Origin of the sequence: Mycobacterium ulcerans subsp. shinshuense, from assembly GCF_002355775.1 — a bacterium.
In the GTDB taxonomy this organism is placed as follows: domain Bacteria; phylum Actinomycetota; class Actinomycetes; order Mycobacteriales; family Mycobacteriaceae; genus Mycobacterium; species Mycobacterium marinum.
On sequence record NZ_AP017624.1, the window covers coordinates 4707334 to 4725180 of the forward strand.

At 66.9% G+C, this 17847-nt stretch carries 9 protein-coding genes; 1 reads left to right on the forward strand and 8 read right to left on the reverse strand.

The window, feature by feature from the left end; genetic code table 11:
• Positions 1–324: 324 nt before the first annotated feature.
• The 4 genes from SHTP_RS21095 to SHTP_RS21110 form a co-directional block, all read right to left on the reverse strand.
• Positions 325–4275, reverse strand: coding sequence for a DNA-directed RNA polymerase subunit beta' (locus SHTP_RS21095; protein WP_096371681.1), 3951 nt, complete (start codon positions 4273–4275; stop codon positions 325–327).
• Positions 4276–4327: 52 nt separating this feature from the next.
• Positions 4328–7840 (reverse strand): DNA-directed RNA polymerase subunit beta, encoded by a 3513-nt coding sequence (rpoB, locus tag SHTP_RS21100; RefSeq protein WP_420866622.1) that lies wholly within the window; start codon positions 7838–7840, stop codon positions 4328–4330.
• A gap of 610 nt (positions 7841–8450) precedes the next feature.
• Entirely contained in the window at positions 8451–9437 is a 987-nt protein-coding gene (locus SHTP_RS21105) for an ABC transporter ATP-binding protein (RefSeq protein ID WP_096371683.1), read from the reverse strand.
• A gap of 178 nt (positions 9438–9615) precedes the next feature.
• The gene (locus SHTP_RS21110; protein ID WP_420866677.1) at positions 9616–11109 is read right to left on the reverse strand and encodes a carotenoid oxygenase family protein; all 1494 of its coding nucleotides are present in this window, start codon (positions 11107–11109) and stop codon (positions 9616–9618) included.
• Between the two features lie 77 nt (positions 11110–11186).
• Between SHTP_RS21110 and SHTP_RS21115 the strand changes: the two genes are divergently transcribed.
• Complete coding sequence (locus tag SHTP_RS21115; RefSeq protein WP_096371685.1) at positions 11187–11927, forward strand: TetR/AcrR family transcriptional regulator; 741 nt, start codon at positions 11187–11189, stop codon at positions 11925–11927.
• A gap of 63 nt (positions 11928–11990) precedes the next feature.
• Here SHTP_RS21115 and rplL read toward each other — a convergent pair whose 3' ends face one another.
• The 4 genes from rplL to SHTP_RS21135 all read right to left on the reverse strand — a co-directional run bounded on the left by rplL (position 11991) and on the right by SHTP_RS21135 (position 17841).
• Complete coding sequence (rplL, locus tag SHTP_RS21120) at positions 11991–12383, reverse strand: 50S ribosomal protein L7/L12 (protein WP_096371686.1); 393 nt, start codon at positions 12381–12383, stop codon at positions 11991–11993.
• Between the two features lie 67 nt (positions 12384–12450).
• Positions 12451–13071 carry a 50S ribosomal protein L10 gene (gene rplJ / locus SHTP_RS21125; RefSeq protein ID WP_096371687.1) on the reverse strand — a complete coding sequence of 207 codons (621 nt, stop codon included), beginning with the start codon at positions 13069–13071 and terminating at the stop codon, positions 12451–12453.
• Between the two features lie 346 nt (positions 13072–13417).
• The gene (locus SHTP_RS21130; protein WP_231991661.1) at positions 13418–16513 is read right to left on the reverse strand and encodes a PE family protein; all 3096 of its coding nucleotides are present in this window, start codon (positions 16511–16513) and stop codon (positions 13418–13420) included.
• A 419-nt stretch (positions 16514–16932) separates the two neighbouring features.
• On the reverse strand, positions 16933–17841 hold the full coding sequence (locus tag SHTP_RS21135) for an ROK family protein (RefSeq protein WP_096371688.1): 909 nt from the start codon (positions 17839–17841) through the stop codon (positions 16933–16935).
• Positions 17842–17847: the final 6 nt, after the last annotated feature.

Below are 17847 nucleotides of genomic sequence, written 5' to 3' on the forward strand. Positions count from 1 at the left end.
GTCGTTCCGGGGCCCGAAGCCATCGAAATATGTTGTGGTGGAATTCTTTTCGAGCAATGCATGAGGAACTGCAGGGCCGCGTACCTGGATAGGGCGCGCCCCGGGGCGGATGAGACGGCTCTGCCCATCTCACATCGCTGCAGGCCTCGTACGGGCACGGCCGCAACGTCCACAGCGGTGCGCCGTCGGCTCTGGGCCGAGCGCGGCAAAGGGTGCCACTGCGACGGTGGTGTTACCGAGGCGAGTACTCATCCGCCCTCGGCAACCGACATAAGCAAGGCGACCCGAGGCCTAGGGCCTCGGGTCGCCTTCCCTGACGTCTAGCTACCGGTAGTCGCTGTAGCCGTAGTCGTCCAACGGAACCGCAGCACCGGTCGCCTGGCCGAAGTCCGGGCTGTAGTACTGGTCCTCGTAGGACGGGATCGTGTACGCCGCGGCACGGGCCTCTTCGGTCGGCTGCACCGCGATGTTGCGGTAGCGGTTGATACCGGTACCAGCCGGGATCAGCTTTCCGATGATCACGTTCTCCTTCAGACCGTTGAGCTTGTCGCTGCGGCAGTTGATCGCCGCATCGGTCAGCACTCGCGTGGTCTCCTGGAACGACGCCGCCGACAGCCACGAGTCGGTGGCCAGCGATGCCTTGGTGATACCCATCAGCACCGGACGACCGGCCGCGGGCTCGCCGCTTTCGGCCACCACCCGGCGGTTCTCCGCCTCGAACTCCGCACGGTCGATCAGCGAGCCGGGCAGGAACTCCGTCGCGCCCGAGTCGATGATGGTGACCCGGCGCAGCATCTGGCGCACGATCACCTCGATGTGCTTGTCGTGGATCGACACACCCTGCGCCCGGTAGACCTCCTGGACCTCGCGGACCAAGTGGATCTGCACCTCACGCGGGCCCTGCACACGCAGCACCTCGTGCGGGTCGGCAGAGCCTTCCATCAGCTGCTGGCCCACCTCGACGTGGTCGCCGTCGGAAAGCACCCGCTCCGAGCCGTCCTCGTGCTTGAACACCCGCAGCCGCTGCCGCTTGGACAGCTTGTCGTAGACGACTTCCTCGCCGCCATCGTCGGGGACGATGGTGATCTTGTAGAAGCGCTCACCGTCCTCGAGCCGGACCCGACCGGTGACATCGGCGATAGGCGCCTTACCACGCGGCACCCGAGCCTCGAAGAGCTCCTGGACACGCGGCAGACCGCCGGTGATGTCCTCACCCACACCACCCTGGTGGAAGGTACGCATCGTCAGCTGCGTGCCGGGTTCACCGATGGATTGGGCGGCGACGATGCCGACTGCCTCACCGATGTCGACCAGCTTGCCGGTCGCCATCGAACGTCCGTAGCAGGTCGCGCACACACCGGTGCCCGTGGTGCAGGTCAACACCGAGCTTACCTTGACCTGGGTGATACCCGCCGCCAGGCAGGCCTCGATCTCCGGGTCGCCCAAGTCCTCACCACGCGCCACAACGACATTGCCGGCCTCATCGACCGCGTCGGCGCCCAGGGTCCGTGCGTACGCCGAGGTCTCGATGTACGGGTCGCGGATCAGCGTGCCGTCGCCCTGACGCTCGGCCAGCTCGACCATGATGCCGCGCTCGGTCTGGCAGTCGTGCTCGCGCACGATCACGTCCTGGCTGACGTCCACCAGACGACGGGTCAGGTAGCCGGAGTCGGCGGTACGCAGTGCGGTGTCCGCCAAGCCCTTTCGGGCACCGTGGGTGTTGATGAAGTACTCCAACACGGTCAGGCCCTCACGGAACGAGGACTTGATCGGGCGTGGGATGAACTCACCCTTGGGGTTGGTCACCAGACCCTTCATGCCGGCCAGCGTTCGAGTCTGGGTGAAGTTACCCGTGGCGCCCGAGTCGACGATCGTGATGATCGGGTTGTCGGCCGGGTAGTGTTCGCGCAGCGCCTGGCCGACCTCGTCGGTGGCTTCCTTCCAGATCTCCACCAGTGCCTCGTTGCGCTCGTCATGGTTCAGAGCACCACGCTGGAACTGCTTCTCGACCTTCTCCGCCCGCTCCTCGTAGGAGTCGAGGATCTCCTTCTTGCGCGGCGGCACCAGCACGTCGGCCATCGAGACCGTGACACCACTGCGGGTCGCCCAGTAGAAACCGGAGTCCTTGAGCTTGTCGACGGTCTGCGCGACCACGATCATCGGGTAGCGCTCGGCCAGGTCGTTGATGATCGCGGCCTGCACCTTCTTGTGCATCTGCTTGTTCACGAAGGCGTAGCCCAGCGGCAGCAGCTCGTTGAACAACACACGACCCAAGGTGGTCTCGGCCGTCCACGCATCGCCCGGCTGCCAGCCGTTGTGGCCGAACAGCGCGTCCTCGATCTCGGCCGGGGGACGCAGTTGCGTCAGCCGCACCTTGATCTTGGCGCGGACCGAGAGCACGCCCCGGTCGGCCGCCATGATGGCTTCCGCCGGTGACGAGTACACACCCGTCTCCGGGCTGTCCTGCCCAGCGGGCTGGTAGGCACCCTTGTCACCCTCGACCTCGGTGGTCAGGTAGTACAACCCGGTCACCATGTCCAGTCGCGGCATGGCCAGCGGGCGACCCGAGGCCGGCGACAGAATGTTGTTACTCGACAGCATCAGAATGCGGGCCTCGGCCTGAGCCTCGGCGCTCAGCGGCAGGTGCACGGCCATCTGGTCACCGTCGAAGTCGGCGTTGAACGCCTCACACACCAACGGGTGCAGCTGAATGGCTTTGCCTTCCACCAGCATCGGTTCGAAGGCCTGGATGCCGAGGCGGTGCAGGGTGGGCGCGCGGTTGAGCAGCACCGGGTGCTCTGCAATGACTTCCTCGAGCACGTCCCACACCTGCGGACGCTGGCGCTCCACCATCCGCTTGGCGCTCTTGATGTTCTGCGCGTGGTTGAGGTCGACCAGTCGCTTCATCACGAACGGCTTGAACAGTTCCAGCGCCATCAGCTTGGGCAGACCACACTGGTGCAGCTTGAGCTGCGGACCGACCACGATCACCGAACGGCCCGAGTAGTCAACACGCTTACCGAGCAGGTTCTGACGGAACCGACCCTGCTTGCCCTTGAGCAGATCGGACAGCGACTTGAGCGGGCGGTTACCCGGACCGGTAACCGGCCGGCCGCGACGGCCGTTGTCGAACAGCGCGTCCACCGACTCCTGCAGCATCCGCTTCTCGTTGTTGACGATGATCTCGGGTGCGCCGAGGTCGATCAGCCTCTTGAGACGGTTGTTGCGGTTGATCACGCGGCGGTACAGGTCGTTGAGGTCGCTGGTGGCGAAGCGGCCACCGTCGAGCTGCACCATCGGGCGCAGCTCCGGCGGAATCACCGGCACCGCATCGAGCACCATGCCCATCGGAGCGTTGCCCGACTGCTGGAAGGCGGCGACCACCTTCAGGCGCTTGAGGGCACGAAGCTTCTTCTGCCCCTTGCCATTGCGAATGACGTCCCGCAGGATCTCGGCTTCGGCGTCGATGTCGAAGGTCTCGATCAGCTTCTGGATCGACTCCGCGCCCATGGCACCGGTGAAGTACTCACCGTAGCGGTCCTGCAGTTCCCGGTAGAGGTTCTCGTCGACGATCAGCTGCTTGGGGGCCAGCTTGGTGAAGGTGCTCCAGATGTCCTCGAGCCGGTCCAGCTCACGCTGGGCCCGGTCGCGCAGCTGACGCATCTCGCGCTCACCGCTGTCACGAACCTTGCGCCGTGCGTCGGCTTTCGCGCCCTCGGCCTCCAGCTCGGCCAGGTCGGCCTCCAGCTTCTGGGCACGGGCTTCCAGATCGGCATCGCGCTGGTCCTCGACGGCCTTGCGCTCCACCATCATTTCGGCCTCGAGCGTGGACAGCTCGTTGTGGCGCATTTCGTTGTCGACCGAGGTGATCACGTATGCGGCGAAGTAAATGATCTTCTCGAGATCCTTCGGCGCCAGGTCCAACAGGTACCCCAACCGCGACGGGACGCCCTTGAAGTACCAGATGTGGGTGACGGGCGCGGCCAACTCGATGTGGCCCATCCGCTCACGACGCACCTTGGCCCGAGTCACCTCGACGCCACAGCGCTCACAGATGATGCCCTTGAAGCGAACGCGCTTGTACTTGCCGCAGTAGCACTCCCAGTCGCGAGTCGGTCCGAAGATCTTCTCGCAGAACAGGCCGTCCTTCTCGGGCTTCAAGGTCCGGTAGTTGATGGTCTCCGGCTTCTTGACCTCGCCGTAGGACCACTGACGGATGTCCTCCGCGGTAGCCAGGCCGATCCGGAGTTCATCGAAGAAGTTGACGTCTAGCACGTAACTCCCTTTCCCCTTGCGGGTTTAGTAACTACTAGCTGGTTCCAAAAGATCAAGCGAGATCTTCGACAGACGCAGATTCGTTGCGAGACAGGTTGATTCCGAGGTTGGCCGCGGCCCGTTCGAGGTCTTCGTCCTCACCTTCGCGCAGCTCGATCGCTGCACCATCGGACGAGAGCACCTCGACGTTGAGGCACAGCGATTGCAGCTCCTTGAGCAGCACCTTGAACGACTCGGGAATACCCGGCTCGGGGATGTTCTCGCCCTTGACGATCGCCTCGTAGACCTTGACGCGTCCGACGGTGTCGTCGGATTTGATGGTCAACAGCTCCTGCAGCGTGTACGCCGCGCCGTAGGCCTGCATGGCCCAACACTCCATCTCACCGAACCGCTGGCCACCGAACTGCGCCTTACCACCCAACGGCTGCTGGGTGATCATCGAGTACGGGCCGGTGGAACGGGCGTGGATCTTGTCGTCCACCAGGTGGTGCAGCTTCATGATGTACATGTAGCCAACCGTCACCGGGTACGGGAACGGCTCGCCGCTGCGGCCATCGAACAGCTTGGCCTTGCCGTCACCGTCGACGAGCACCTCGCCGTCACGGTTGGGCAGCGTGGCCGACAGCAGGCCTTGGAGCTCGGCCTCCTGCGCGCCGTCGAACACCGGGGTGGACACGATGCTGTCCGGTTGAGCCGAGAGCAGGTTTTCGGGCAGCTTGCCCGCCCACTCCGGCACTCCGTTGGCGACGTCGATGTTCCAGCCGGACTTGGCGACCCAACCAAGGTGGGTTTCCAGAATCTGACCGATGTTCATCCGTCGCGGCACACCGTGGGTGTTCAGGATGATGTCGACCGGCGTGCCATCCGGCAGGAACGGCATGTCCTCGGCGGGCAGGATCTTGCCGATGACGCCCTTGTTGCCGTGACGACCGGCCAGCTTGTCACCGTCGGAGATCTTGCGCTTCTGGGCCACGTAGACGCGGACCAGTTCGTTGACACCGGCCGGCAGCTCGTCGTCGTCCTCGCGGGAGAACACCCGAATGCCGATCACCTTGCCGGACTCACCGTGCGGCACCTTCAGCGAGGTGTCGCGGACCTCGCGGGCCTTCTCACCGAAGATCGCCCGCAGCAGCCGCTCCTCCGGGGTCAGCTCGGTCTCACCCTTGGGGGTGACCTTGCCGACCAGGATGTCGCCGTCGCGGACCTCGGCACCGATGCGCACGATGCCGCGCTCGTCCAGGTCGGCGAGCACCTCATCGGAGACGTTCGGGATGTCCCGGGTGATCTCCTCGGCGCCCAGCTTCGTGTCGCGCGCGTCGATCTCGTGTTCCTCGATGTGGATCGAGGTCAGCACGTCCTCTTCGACCAGGCGGTTGGACAGGATGATGGCGTCCTCGTAGTTGTGTCCCTCCCACGGCATGATCGCCACCAGCAGGTTCTTACCCAGCGCCATCTCACCGTTTTGAGTACACGGACCGTCCGCAATCACCTGGCCGGCCTCGACGCGCTCACCAGCGTCCACGATGGGGCTCTGGTTGGCGCAGGTGCCGTGGTTGGAGCGGGCGAACTTGCGCATCCGGTAGGTGTGCCGGGTGCCGTCGTCGGCCATCACGGTGATGTAGTCGGCGGACACCTCCTCGATCACCCCGGCCTTGTCGGCAACGACGACGTCGCCGGCGTCGATCGCCGCGCGCAACTCCATACCGGTACCGACCAGCGGTGCCTCTCTGCGCACCAGCGGGACCGCCTGGCGCTGCATGTTGGCACCCATCAGGGCGCGGTTGGCGTCATCGTGCTCGAGGAACGGAATCATCGCGGTGGCCACCGACACCATCTGGCGCGGCGACACGTCCATGTAGTCCACCTCTGACGAGGGCACGTACTCGACCTCGCCCGCCTTCCGGCGGACCAGCACGCGCGGCTCGACGAAGCGGCCCTGCGCGTCGATCGGCGAGTTGGCCTGCGCCACGACGTGGCGGTCCTCCTCGTCGGCGGTCAGGTAGTGGATCTCGTCGGAAACGACCCCGTCGACCACCTTGCGGTAGGGCGTCTCGATGAACCCGAACGGGTTGACCCGGGCGTACACCGACAGTGAACCGATCAGACCGATGTTCGGCCCTTCCGGCGTCTCGATCGGGCACATCCGGCCGTAGTGCGACGGGTGCACGTCACGAACTTCCAGACCGGCGCGCTCACGGGACAGACCGCCCGGCCCCAGCGCCGAGAGGCGGCGCTTGTGGGTGAGACCGGAGAGCGGGTTGTTCTGGTCCATGAACTGCGACAGCTGGCTGGTTCCGAAGAACTCCTTGATCGCGGCAACGACCGGACGGATGTTGATCAGCGTCTGCGGCGTGATCGCCTCGACGTCCTGGGTGGTCATCCGCTCCCGGACCACCCGCTCCATCCGCGACATGCCGACCCGGATCTGGTTCTGGATCAGCTCACCCACCGTGCGCAGCCGGCGGTTGCCGAAGTGGTCGATGTCGTCGGTCTCGACCGGCACCTCGACACCGCCCGGAGCGGTCATCGCGGTCTGGCCCTCGTGCAAGCGGACCAGGTATTCGATGGTGGCGACGACGTCTTCCTCGGTCAGCGTCGAGCTGGTGATGGGCTGGCCGGCGTTCAGGCCGAGCTTCTTGTTGACCTTGTACCGACCCACGCGAGCCAGGTCGTAGCGCTTCTCCTTGAAGAACAGGTTCTCCAGCAGGGTCTGCGCGGACTCCTTGGTCGGCGGCTCGCCCGGACGCAGCTTGCGGTAGATGTCCAGCAGCGCCTCATCGGTGCCGGCGGTGTTGTCCTTCTCCAGCGTCCCCATCATGATCTCGGAGAAACCGAACCGCTCGTGGATCTGCTCGTTGGACCAACCCAGGGCCTTGAGCAGCACGGTAACCGGCTGGCGACGCTTGCGGTCGATACGCACGCCCACGGTGTCGCGCTTGTCGACGTCGAATTCCAGCCAAGCACCACGGCTGGGAATCACCTTGACGCTGTGCAGCAGCTTGTCGGTGGACTTGTCGATGGTCTCGTCGAAGTAGACACCCGGCGACCGGACGAGCTGGCTGACCACCACACGCTCGGTCCCGTTGATGATGAAGGTGCCCTTCTCGGTCATCATCGGGAAGTCACCCATGAACACCGTCTGGCTCTTGATCTCACCGGTGTTGTTGTTGATGAACTCGGCCGTGACGAACAGCGGGGCCGCGTACGTCATGTCCTTGTCTTTGCACTCATCGACCGGTGCCTTGACTTCGTCGAAGCGGGGGTCGGAGAACGACAGCGACATCGATCCGGAGAAGTCCTCGATCGGCGAGAGCTCGTAGAGCACCTCTTCAAGCCCACCTACCGGGGTGGCGTCACCGCGCTGGGCAGCCGATTCGCGCCAGCGCTGCGAGCCGATCAGCCACTCGAACGAATCGGTCTGAACGTCCAGCAACCCGGGCACTTCAAGAGGTTCGCGAAGCTTGGCAAACGAAACCCGGTTGGGCGCCCCCGGTACGGAGCTGTTTGAAGAACTTTGCGGGCGACCCTGATGGAGACTAGCGTCTGTCTGGCGGAAATCAGCCAAGATGCGTCCTTCCAGCACCTCGTGCGACTAACGAGGACCAAGAAGAGTCCGGTGCGAGCCGGTGCCCACCAAGCCTGTTCGCCGCAGATAATTGTGTCGGTTTTGGCCGGCGAACGAACTACCCGGATCTCGCGCACGCAACCGAACGGCTGAGCCGCAAGCGGCTCAGGCTAGGACCACAGCGTCAAGTGGCGGGTGAGGTGGGCAGGAAGTAGCCAGCGCAACGTCCAACAATAGCGCAGGACGGCGCATTCCTCAAATGCCCATGACAATTACCTATCCGCGGGCATCGGCGCTGGCTGGCGATCTCGACTTCCCTCGGACACATAGGACACATGCTGACCAACAGATTGACCCGTTTGCGCCCCGCCGTCAAGGGGGACGGGCCGCAAGTTACGCCGAGTTATCCGGAATTTCGGCAACCTCGACTCGCTGAACCGGTTCAGCCCACATGCGCCGGACGACACGCCGGGCAGCGTCTGCCAACACGGGCTTGCGCCGCCCCGGATACCGACGATTTGGCCCACCCAAACCCCGACGTAGGTTCCCCGGAAACGCAATTCGGATTTGCCGCCCGCGGCCGCGCGACGCGCTAGACCCTGGACGGCGGTCAGCGGTGGGTGCCCTCGAGGTCCTCGAGGATTGCCGCCTGGGCGTCCTTGGGCAGCGTGTGCAGCATCTCGCGAACCCGTGCCTGGCGGCGGGCGACGGCCTTACGTTCCGGCATGCCCGGAGTCGCTTGGATCTGCGGTGGCACACCCTCGATGTCCTCGGCGCCGCCGGCGTGCTGTCCGGCGTCGATCATGGCCTGCTCTTCGGCCATGGTGGCCTCGTCCTTTTCCTCGGACATGCCGATCGGGCCGATGCGGCGGCCGTTGAGGAACTGCCGAACCACGGGCTCATCGCTGGTGAGCAGCACCTCGCGGGGGCCGAACATGACCAGGTGCTTACGGAACAACATGCCCATGTTGTCCGGCACGGTGCGCGCGATGTTGATGTTGTGCGTCACGATCAGGATGGTGGCATCGATCTGGGCGTTGATGTCCATGATCAACTGGCTCAGATAGGCGGTACGGACGGGGTCCAGACCCGAGTCGGGCTCGTCGCAGAGAATGATCTGCGGGTCGAGAACCAGCGCCCTGGCCAGGCCGGCGCGCTTGCGCATACCACCGGAGATCTCACCGGGGAACTTCTTCTCATCACCGGTAAGACCGACCATGGCCAGCTTCTCCATGACGATGTCACGGATTTCGCTTTCCTTCTTCTTGGTGTGCTCACGCAGCGGGAAGGCGGTGTTGTCATAGAGGTTCATCGACCCGAACAGCGCACCGTCCTGGAACAACACACCGAACAACGTCCGGATCTCGTAGAGCTCCTTGGCCGAACATTCGATGATGTCGGTGCCATCGATGAGGATCGAGCCGCGCTCTGGGCGCAGCAGACCGATGAGGGACTTCAGGAACACCGACTTGCCAGTACCGGAGGGACCAAGCAACACGCTGACCTCCCCGGCCGGGATCGTCAGCGTGACGTCTTCCCAAATCCTCGAGGATCCGAAGGACTTTGTCAGTCCGTTGACCTCGATAGCGACGCCCATGGGAAATCCTTCCAATGCCGATGCCCGTGACCTGCACCGTTGATGTGGCTTGAGTCACTGTAGCGCACGTCATGGGCGGGATATCAGGGTTGGATAGATAACAAATCTCCCGCAGGCCACGCCAGCCACCCGCAGGCACCGGTCACACGCCCGTTACGCGCCCGTCATTGGGCGCCGGTCATGTCGAGGCCGACCAATTGCCATGGAAGCCTAACGGCACCCGCTGCGGAAGATGCACGCACGCCGCCAGCTCCAGCGTCTGGGCGTCCAGCAACACCAGCTGCCCCTCGTCGGAGCCACGGTGATAGCCGTATCCCATCAGGACCCCGTGATCCTCGGCGGCGGCCGTCGGGCTCGGCACGAAGGCCATCTCACCAAGCAGCAGGTCCGGATCGAGCGGGGCGACTTGGCTGGACCCGGTCGCATAGTCCTGCTTGTACAGCGAGGTCGACATGTCCGACGTGCCACCCGTGAGGTAACCGCCGTCCACGCCCAGGGTGTAGCCAAACCGGTGCCGCTTGCCCAACAACGTCTCGTTGATCCGGGGAAACTCCTGGGACCGGTCGTCACGGCACTCGGTGCTGGCCGCGCCGGTGGTCAAGTTGATCACCCAGCGATCCAGCGAGGGACTGGTATCTCCGGGGCCACGACGGTCACGGTCGAACATCCGCCGGTAGCGGACCACGTCGAGTATCAACACCTCGGCCCCATCGCGGTGCTCCGAATACGCGTTGAGCGGGTGGTAGACGTAGCAGGGCTCGATATCAAACCATCTGACATCCCGGTTACCACCCTCCCGGGGCATGACCCCGATCCGGGCCGGGTAGGCGGGGTTCCATGCGTAGGGCAGCCGGTTGGACGGCTTGGGATTGCGGTTCAGCATTGCCGCGATCGGGCTGGGCACCCGGACATTTCCGATCAACGAGGCCATCACCAGCCGGGCCGGCACCCCGAGCCAGCTGGGCATTTTCACCGGCATCACCTGTGCCGAGTCGAAGGTGACCGGCAGGTCGTAGATCACGACGTACTTATCGGTCAGCGAGAAGTCGTGCATCATGGGCGACCCGGTGACCTCGATGTCAACGGTGCGACGCGCCCGCCCCTGGGTGTCGATCACCGAGTACTGCACCGTGTGCCCGCGGGTAAACGAGTAGGACACCGCGTGCAGCTCGCCGGTCTGGGGGTCGCCGTGCGGATGGGCGGTGTAACCGCCGGGCAGGGTGCCGTCGAAGTCGCAGGTGCCCACGGTGTCGAGGTCGTCGGTGAGCTCATAGTTTGCGACGCCCCCCTCCACCAGGGCGAGGGTGCGCCCAGCGTGGCTGAGCACGTTGGTGTTGGCCCCCAGCCCCAGCATGCCCGCCCGGGGGTCAAGCCTGGCGGGCGGCGACTCCCCCAGCGCAGCACATACCGGCATGCTGCGCACCCAACGGTTGCGGTACCAACTGGCCCGCCCGTCGCGCAGCGCGACCCCGTGCACCATCCCGTCGCCGGTGAACCAGTGGTAGGTGGCGGGGTTGACCTCCGCCACCGGGTTGGGCCCATTGCGCAGATAGCGCCCGTCGAGGTAGTCGGGGATGCGCCCGGTGACCTCCAGGTCGGTTGCGGTCACTTCGGCGCGCACGGGGGCCAGAAAGCCCTCGAGATAGGGATTCCGGGGTTGGGCGCTGCGCATGGTCGTCACGTCTGAGCTACTATAACATTGTTATTTCGCTGTTATTGAGGCCGTACGCTCCCAATGAGAAGATGGCAATGATGATTGGAGAAACAACGTCACCGACCCAACGCAGCGACGTTCGCGACGAGATGCTGCATGCCGCCGTCGCGCTGCTCGACGCGCACGGGCCCGATGCGCTGCAAACCCGCAAGGTGGCGGGGGCCGCCGGCACCTCCACGATGGCGGTCTACACCCATTTCGGCGGAATGCCCGAACTGATCGCCGAAGTCGCCGATGAGGACTTGCGACAGTTCGACACCGCGCTCGCGGTGCCACCATCCGATGACCCAGTGGCCGATCTGGTGGCCACCGGCGCCGCCTATCGCCGGTACGCCATCGAGCGCCCGCACATGTATCGGCTGATGTTCGGCAGCACCAGCGCGCACGGCATCAACGCGCCCGCACAAAACGTCCTGACCCCGACGATCTCGCAGATCGAGCAGCGCCATCCCAGCTTTGCGCACGTGGTGCGGGGTGTCCGGCGGTCGATGCTGGCCGGGCGAATCACCGTGAACGGCGGGGACGACCGCAATCGGGCGGCGGCACCCGATGGTCTGGCCACGGACGTTCCCGACGCGGAGATCGTCGCGACCGCTGCCCAGTTCTGGGCACTGATCCATGGGTTCGTGATGCTCGAACTAGCCGGCTTCTTCGGCGATGAGGGAGCGGCCATCGAGCCGGTACTCGCGTCGATGACAACGAACTTGCTTGTCGCGTTGGGAGATTCGCCCGAGCTGGCAAAGCGGTCGCAGCGCCTGACGACCGGCGCGGGCTGAATACAGCAAACCCCCGGAAACCAGGAACGGCTCCGGGGGTTTGCGTGGGTTCTGCGTGCAGACCTACTTGACGCTGACGCTGGCGCCAGCGGCCTCGAGCTTGGCCTTGGCCTCCTCGGCGGCCTCCTTGGCGACCTTCTCCAGCAACGGCTTGGGTGCGCCGTCGACCAGGTCCTTGGCTTCCTTGAGGACCAGGCCGGAGACGATCTCACGGACCACCTTGATGACGCCGATCTTCTTGTCACCGGCGGCCTCGAGGATGACGTCGAATTCGGACTGCTCCTCGGCGGCCTCAGCGGCACCGCCGGCCGGGGCGGCACCAGCGGCCGCGACGGCGACCGGGGCGGCCGCGGTGACCTCGAAGGTGTCCTCGAACTTCTTCACGAAGTCGGAGAGCTCCAGCAGGGTCATTTCCTTGAACGCGTCGAGCAGCTCGTCGGTCGAGAGCTTTGACATGGTTTGGGTCCCTTCCTAGTTTCTTGGGGGTTTCTTGGGTTATTTGGTGGTTTCTCGATACAGGTGGCTATTCGGCGTCGGTCGCCGTGTCAGTCGCCTCGGGGGCTTCGGAGGCTTCAGCGGTTCCCGCGGCTTCAGGAGTCTCGGTAGCTGCGGCCGGCGCCGAGCCGGGCTCCTCTGCCTTCTTCTCCTGCAGCGCCGCCGCCAACCGGGCGAACTGCGAGGCCGGCGCATTGAACAGCCCGGCAGCCTTGGCGAGGTTGCCCTTCATCGCGCCGGCCAGCTTGGCCAGCAACACCTCGCGGGTCTCCAGGTCGGCGATCCGCTCAACTTCAGCGACGGTCAACGCGTGACCGTCCATGTAGCCGCCCTTGATGACCAGCGCCTTGTGTTCCTTGGCGAAGGTCTTGAGGGCCTTGGCCGCGTCGACCGGCTCGCCCTTGACGAACGCGATCGCGGTGGGGCCCGCGAACAGCTCGTCGAGGCCTTCGACACCGGCCTCCGAAGCTGCGCGCTTGATAAGGGTGTTCTTGGCTACGGCGTAGGTGGCCGACTCGCCCAACGACCGGCGCAATTCGGCCAGGTTGGAGACCGTCAAACCACGGTATTCGGTAATGACAGTTGCGGTCGACGCCTTGAAGTGCTCTGCGATGTCCGCAACGGCAGTGGCCTTGTCAGCCCTGGCCATGCATGCCTCCTGAAGTCGAAGTCCGGTGGAAGTTTCCGGTATTAGCTGGTGCGACGTGTCGTCTGTGATCGCCGCAAAACGTCGAACGCCCCGGCGCAGGATGCGGCCGGGGCGTGAATGCGCGCCAGCACAAGGGCCGGCGATACTTGCCTCGTCCTCCTGCGTGGGCCGCCGGGATTACTCCCGGACCTTCAACCGATTTCTCGGTGACCGACGGTCTTCGGTGGATCGGACACCACAATAGCGCGGCCCGCCCGATCAGCCAAAACGGGCGAGTATGCCCCCCGCAGCGCCGCACGGGAAGTTGGGCCCGAACCGCCACGCGAGGCCGCCCAAGCCACTTCAGCTACTCCAGCCACTTGAGTAACGCGGATCTATGGGGCGTGGCCGCCGGCCCCGCCGGTGCCTCCACCACCGCCGGTGCCGTCCTGGTAACCCACATCGCCGGGCAGGCCGGGCCAGCCGGGATAGTCCGAGCCGTCGATATGTGCCACACCACCGTGACCGCCGTGACCACCCGGCTGCCCATGCAGGGCGTGGCCGCCGTCGCCGCCGTTACCACCGTTACCCGACACCCCGCCAAAACTGTTACCACCGGTGCCGCCGAAACCGCCGTTGCCGGCCTTGCCGACCAGCGAGGCGTGGGCGCTGCCGCCTGGGCCACCGTTGCCGCCGTTGCCGGCGTTGAAACCGGATCCGCCGTTGCCGCCGTAGCCACCGTCGCCGGGGTGGCCGCCGCCGTCGGGATTGTCTCTACTGCCATCGCCGCCATGGCCGCCATGACCGCCATGACCGCCATTGCCCATGATTCCGTCGTCGCCCGGGGCGGCGTGGGTGGAGCCGTCACCACTGATTCCGCCGATGCCACCGACACCGCCCGCCGCGCCGTAACCACCGTTGCCACCGTTGCCACCGTTGTGCCCGTTCTCGAACCCGATGGGATTCGGACCGGAACCGCCGTTACCACCGTTGGCGCCGTTACCGCCATTACCGCCGGCGCCCCCGAACCGCCGGCACCGTCGGCGCCGTCGAGGAATCCGCGTGCGTGGGACACACCGCCCGCGCCGCCGTCACCGCCGTTGCCACCGTTACCCGCGTGACCGCCTCTGCCGCCCGATTCGCCGTCCGTGCCGGTACCGGCCTTCCCCGACAACCCCGTGGCGCCATCACCGCCGGTGCCGCCCTGACCGCCGACGCCACCTGACCCGCCGGCACCGCCGACACCACCCTTTGCACCACCGCCGCCGCCGGCACCGCCAGCACCACCGTGCCCGCCATCACCGGCATTGAACCCGTCTTCACCCGCGGTTCCGCCATGGGCGCCCGGACTACCTGCCCCGCCCGCACCGCCGTTACCGCCGACTCCTCCGTTGCCATAGGCACCGCCGTCGCCGCCCCGGCCGCCGGCGCCGCCAGCACTACCGGCCCCGCCTTCGACGCCGACGGCGCCGCTGCCGCCGTGACCGCCGTTGCCTCCGTTACCGCCACTGGTCGGGCCAATCCCGTCAAGGCCGGCGGTACCTGCAACAGAGCCGCCCCCAGCGGCGCCACCCTCGCCCCCAGCACCCGGATCGCCACCTCGCCCACCATCGCCGCCAGCCAACCCCGAGCCCGCCGCGGCATCGGCACCACGGCCGCCATCACCGGCCACGCCCCCGCTCCCGCCGTGGCCTCCGTCACCACCGGCGCCCTGGAGGCCATCGGAGTAGCCGCCCGCCTGCGCATGACCTGCGTCGCCACCGGTGCCGCCGGCCCCACCATTCCCGCCGGCACCGCCAACCCCGCCGGCACCGCCGTTCATGTCTATGCCGATGTGCCCGGCCAGGCCGGTGGTGCCGGCACCACCATTCCCGCCGGCACCGCCGGCCTCGCCCGCGAAGCCAGCCTCACCGCGGAGCAAACCTGAGGCCCCCGCTTCACCGGCCTTGCCCACACCGCCGTCACCACCGTCTCCGCCGTGGCCGAACAGCCCGCCGTTACCACCAGCCCCGCCAGCCCCACCCGATTTGCCAGGCGCTATCGCGTCGGCGCCGCGGCCCCCGGCGCCACCATTACCACTGATCGGACGCGCCCCCTCCGCGCCGTGGGCACCTGTCACGGAGCCGGCCCCACCGGCTCCCCCGGCCCCGCCGACACGCGCGTTGCCGCCGTCGCCCCCTGGACCTCCGATACCGGTACCGCCGGCAAACGTGCCCGCCGCGCCTCGGCCACCGTCGCCAGCCAATCCACCGGCACCGCCGGCTCCGCCGGCACCGCCAGCGCCCCGCTGACCCAGAAAGCCGCCCTCGCCGCCGGTCCCGCCAACTCCGCCGGTCCCGCCAACCCCACCGTCGCCGCCAGTTCCGCCGGCGCTGCCCAGGACAACCCCGTCCCCGCCGGCACCACCCGCACCACCGGTGCCCCCGACACCGCCGAGCCCCCCGACGCCCCCGTTGCCGACCAACCAGCCACCGCGACCACCGGCACCGCCGTTGCCCGCGTGGCCGCCCGCACCACCGGCGTCACCAGCCCCGCCGGAAAGGCCAGCACCACCATCGCCGCCGGCACCACCGGCGCCACCGAGGCCGTACAACCCCGCGGCTCCCCCGGCACCACCATCACCACCGTTGGTACCGTTCGCGCCGCCGGGGCCACCGGCACCACCGGCGCCACCGGCACCACCGGGGCCGAACAGCGCTCCGGCGTTTCCGCCGATTCCGCCGATTCCGCCGGTGTCGCCCAGTCCCAGCCCACCAGCTCCGCCGGTCCCGCCAGCACCGAAGAATCTCGCGGCCCCACCAGCCCCGCCATTGCCCCCGGTGAGCACGCCTTGGCCGCCAAGGCCACCGGCGCCTCCATTGCCGTACAGCCATCCGCCGTTGCCGCCCGCACCGCCGGTCGCACCCACGGCCGAGACTCCACTGACTCCGCCGGCGCCGCCGGCACCGCCATGGCCGAGTAGAGCCGCGGACCCGCCGGCCCCGCCGGCCTGACCTACTCCACCTGAGCCACCGTTACCACCGTTGCCCCACAACAACCCCCCGTTGCCGCCCGCCTGCCCGCTACCGGGCGCGCCGTCGGTGCCGTTGCCGATCAACGACCACCCGAACAACGCTTGAGTGGGCGCATTGATCACGTCCAAGACGCACTGCTCGACGGTCTCCAAACCGGCTACCGCCGATATGTTGGCAGCTTCAACTTCCGCATAGCCCCCCGAGGCGGCGGCCAGCATCTGCACAAACCGCCGGTGAAACAGCGCCACCTGAGCGCTGAGCGACTCGTACTCGCGCCCATGAGCGACGAACAATGCCGCCAGCGCCACCGAGACCTCATCCACCCCGGGAGGCAGCACGGCCGTCGTCGCACCAGCCGCCGCATTGGCCTCATCGATCGATGACCCAATCTGTGTCAAGGCCGCCGCATCATCGATCACTAGCTCCGGCGAAACACTCACAAACGACATGACCCCACCCCCATCAGCCCAGCCAAGAATGCCGCCCCAAGCGACTGCCAACACGCTATACACGCAGGTAAACGGCGTACAACGCGAATCGACGGCACCGCCAAAAACTGAACAATGCCCGGCGCAGCGCCCGGCCGGCACGCGTCTCACCGCGGCAACTCAACCGGCAACAACGACGGCCAAAGCGCGGGGTTGCGTCTCACCGCTAAGACGCATCAATGAGCTCGAGCGCGGGAACCGCGTCTAGCCAGGGGCCACTAATTGCCGGCTCGTCGCCCAAGAAAAATCGCCGTCGGGATTGCGCGACACCGGCGTGAAATCAGCACGACACGAGGACGAGAAACCCCCGTGACATCGGGGACCCCAACTCGTCTGTGCGAGGGGTCGGCCGGGACGCGGACGTCGTTCGCCACAGCCGGCTAGCCGAGCCCGGCAAGGCGGGCGGCACCGACCAGACCGGCCTGTCCGCCTAGCTCGGCGGGCACAACGCGCAGGCCGGCCAAGAAGTCCAGCCCGAGGTAGTCGGCCAATGCCGCGCGCAGCGGGTCGAATAACAGGCGCCCGGCTTTGGCGGCCCCTCCCCCGATGACAACCCGGTCGAGGTCGCACACCGCGCCCACCGAGGCGATCATGGCGGCCAGGCCACGGGTGCCCCGGCGAAAGGCCGCCAGCGCCACGGCATCTCCGGCGGCTGCCGCGGCCGCCAATTCCCTGGCGCCCGCTTCGGGCCGCGCCGACCAACCGTTGGCCCGAGCCCATCGAACCATCGACGGGCCAGCGGCGATCGTCTCGACACAGCCACGGCCACCGCAGGAACACCGCAGGCCATCCTGATCGACCACGACATGCCCCACGTGTCCCGCGTTGCCGGTGCGGCCCGGATACGGGACGCCGCCGAGCACCAGCCCCCCGCCGACACCGGTGGACACCACCATGCCCAACAGGAAACGTGCTCCCCGTCCCGCACCCAGCCAGTGCTCGCCGAGCGCCATGCAGACCCCATCGCCGCCCAGCCGCACCGGCACATCGGGCACCATGGCCGCAACCCGGTCTCGCAGCGGGAAGCCGCGCCAGGAGCCGATATTGATCGGGCTGACCGTCCCGCTATCCAGGTCGACCGGCCCGGCCGAGGCGATACCCACCGCAGCCACCGTGGCGTCGGCCACCCGCAATGCCTCGGCGATCGCCTCGGCGACCGCGGCCCAGACCTGCTCGGCCGCGCATCGCGCCGGGGTCGGCACCTGGGCGGTGTGCACCAGCGCGCCGTCGGCGTCGGCCAGCCCGACGGCGACCTTGGTGCCGCCGATGTCCAGACAGAGGGTCAACATGAGCGC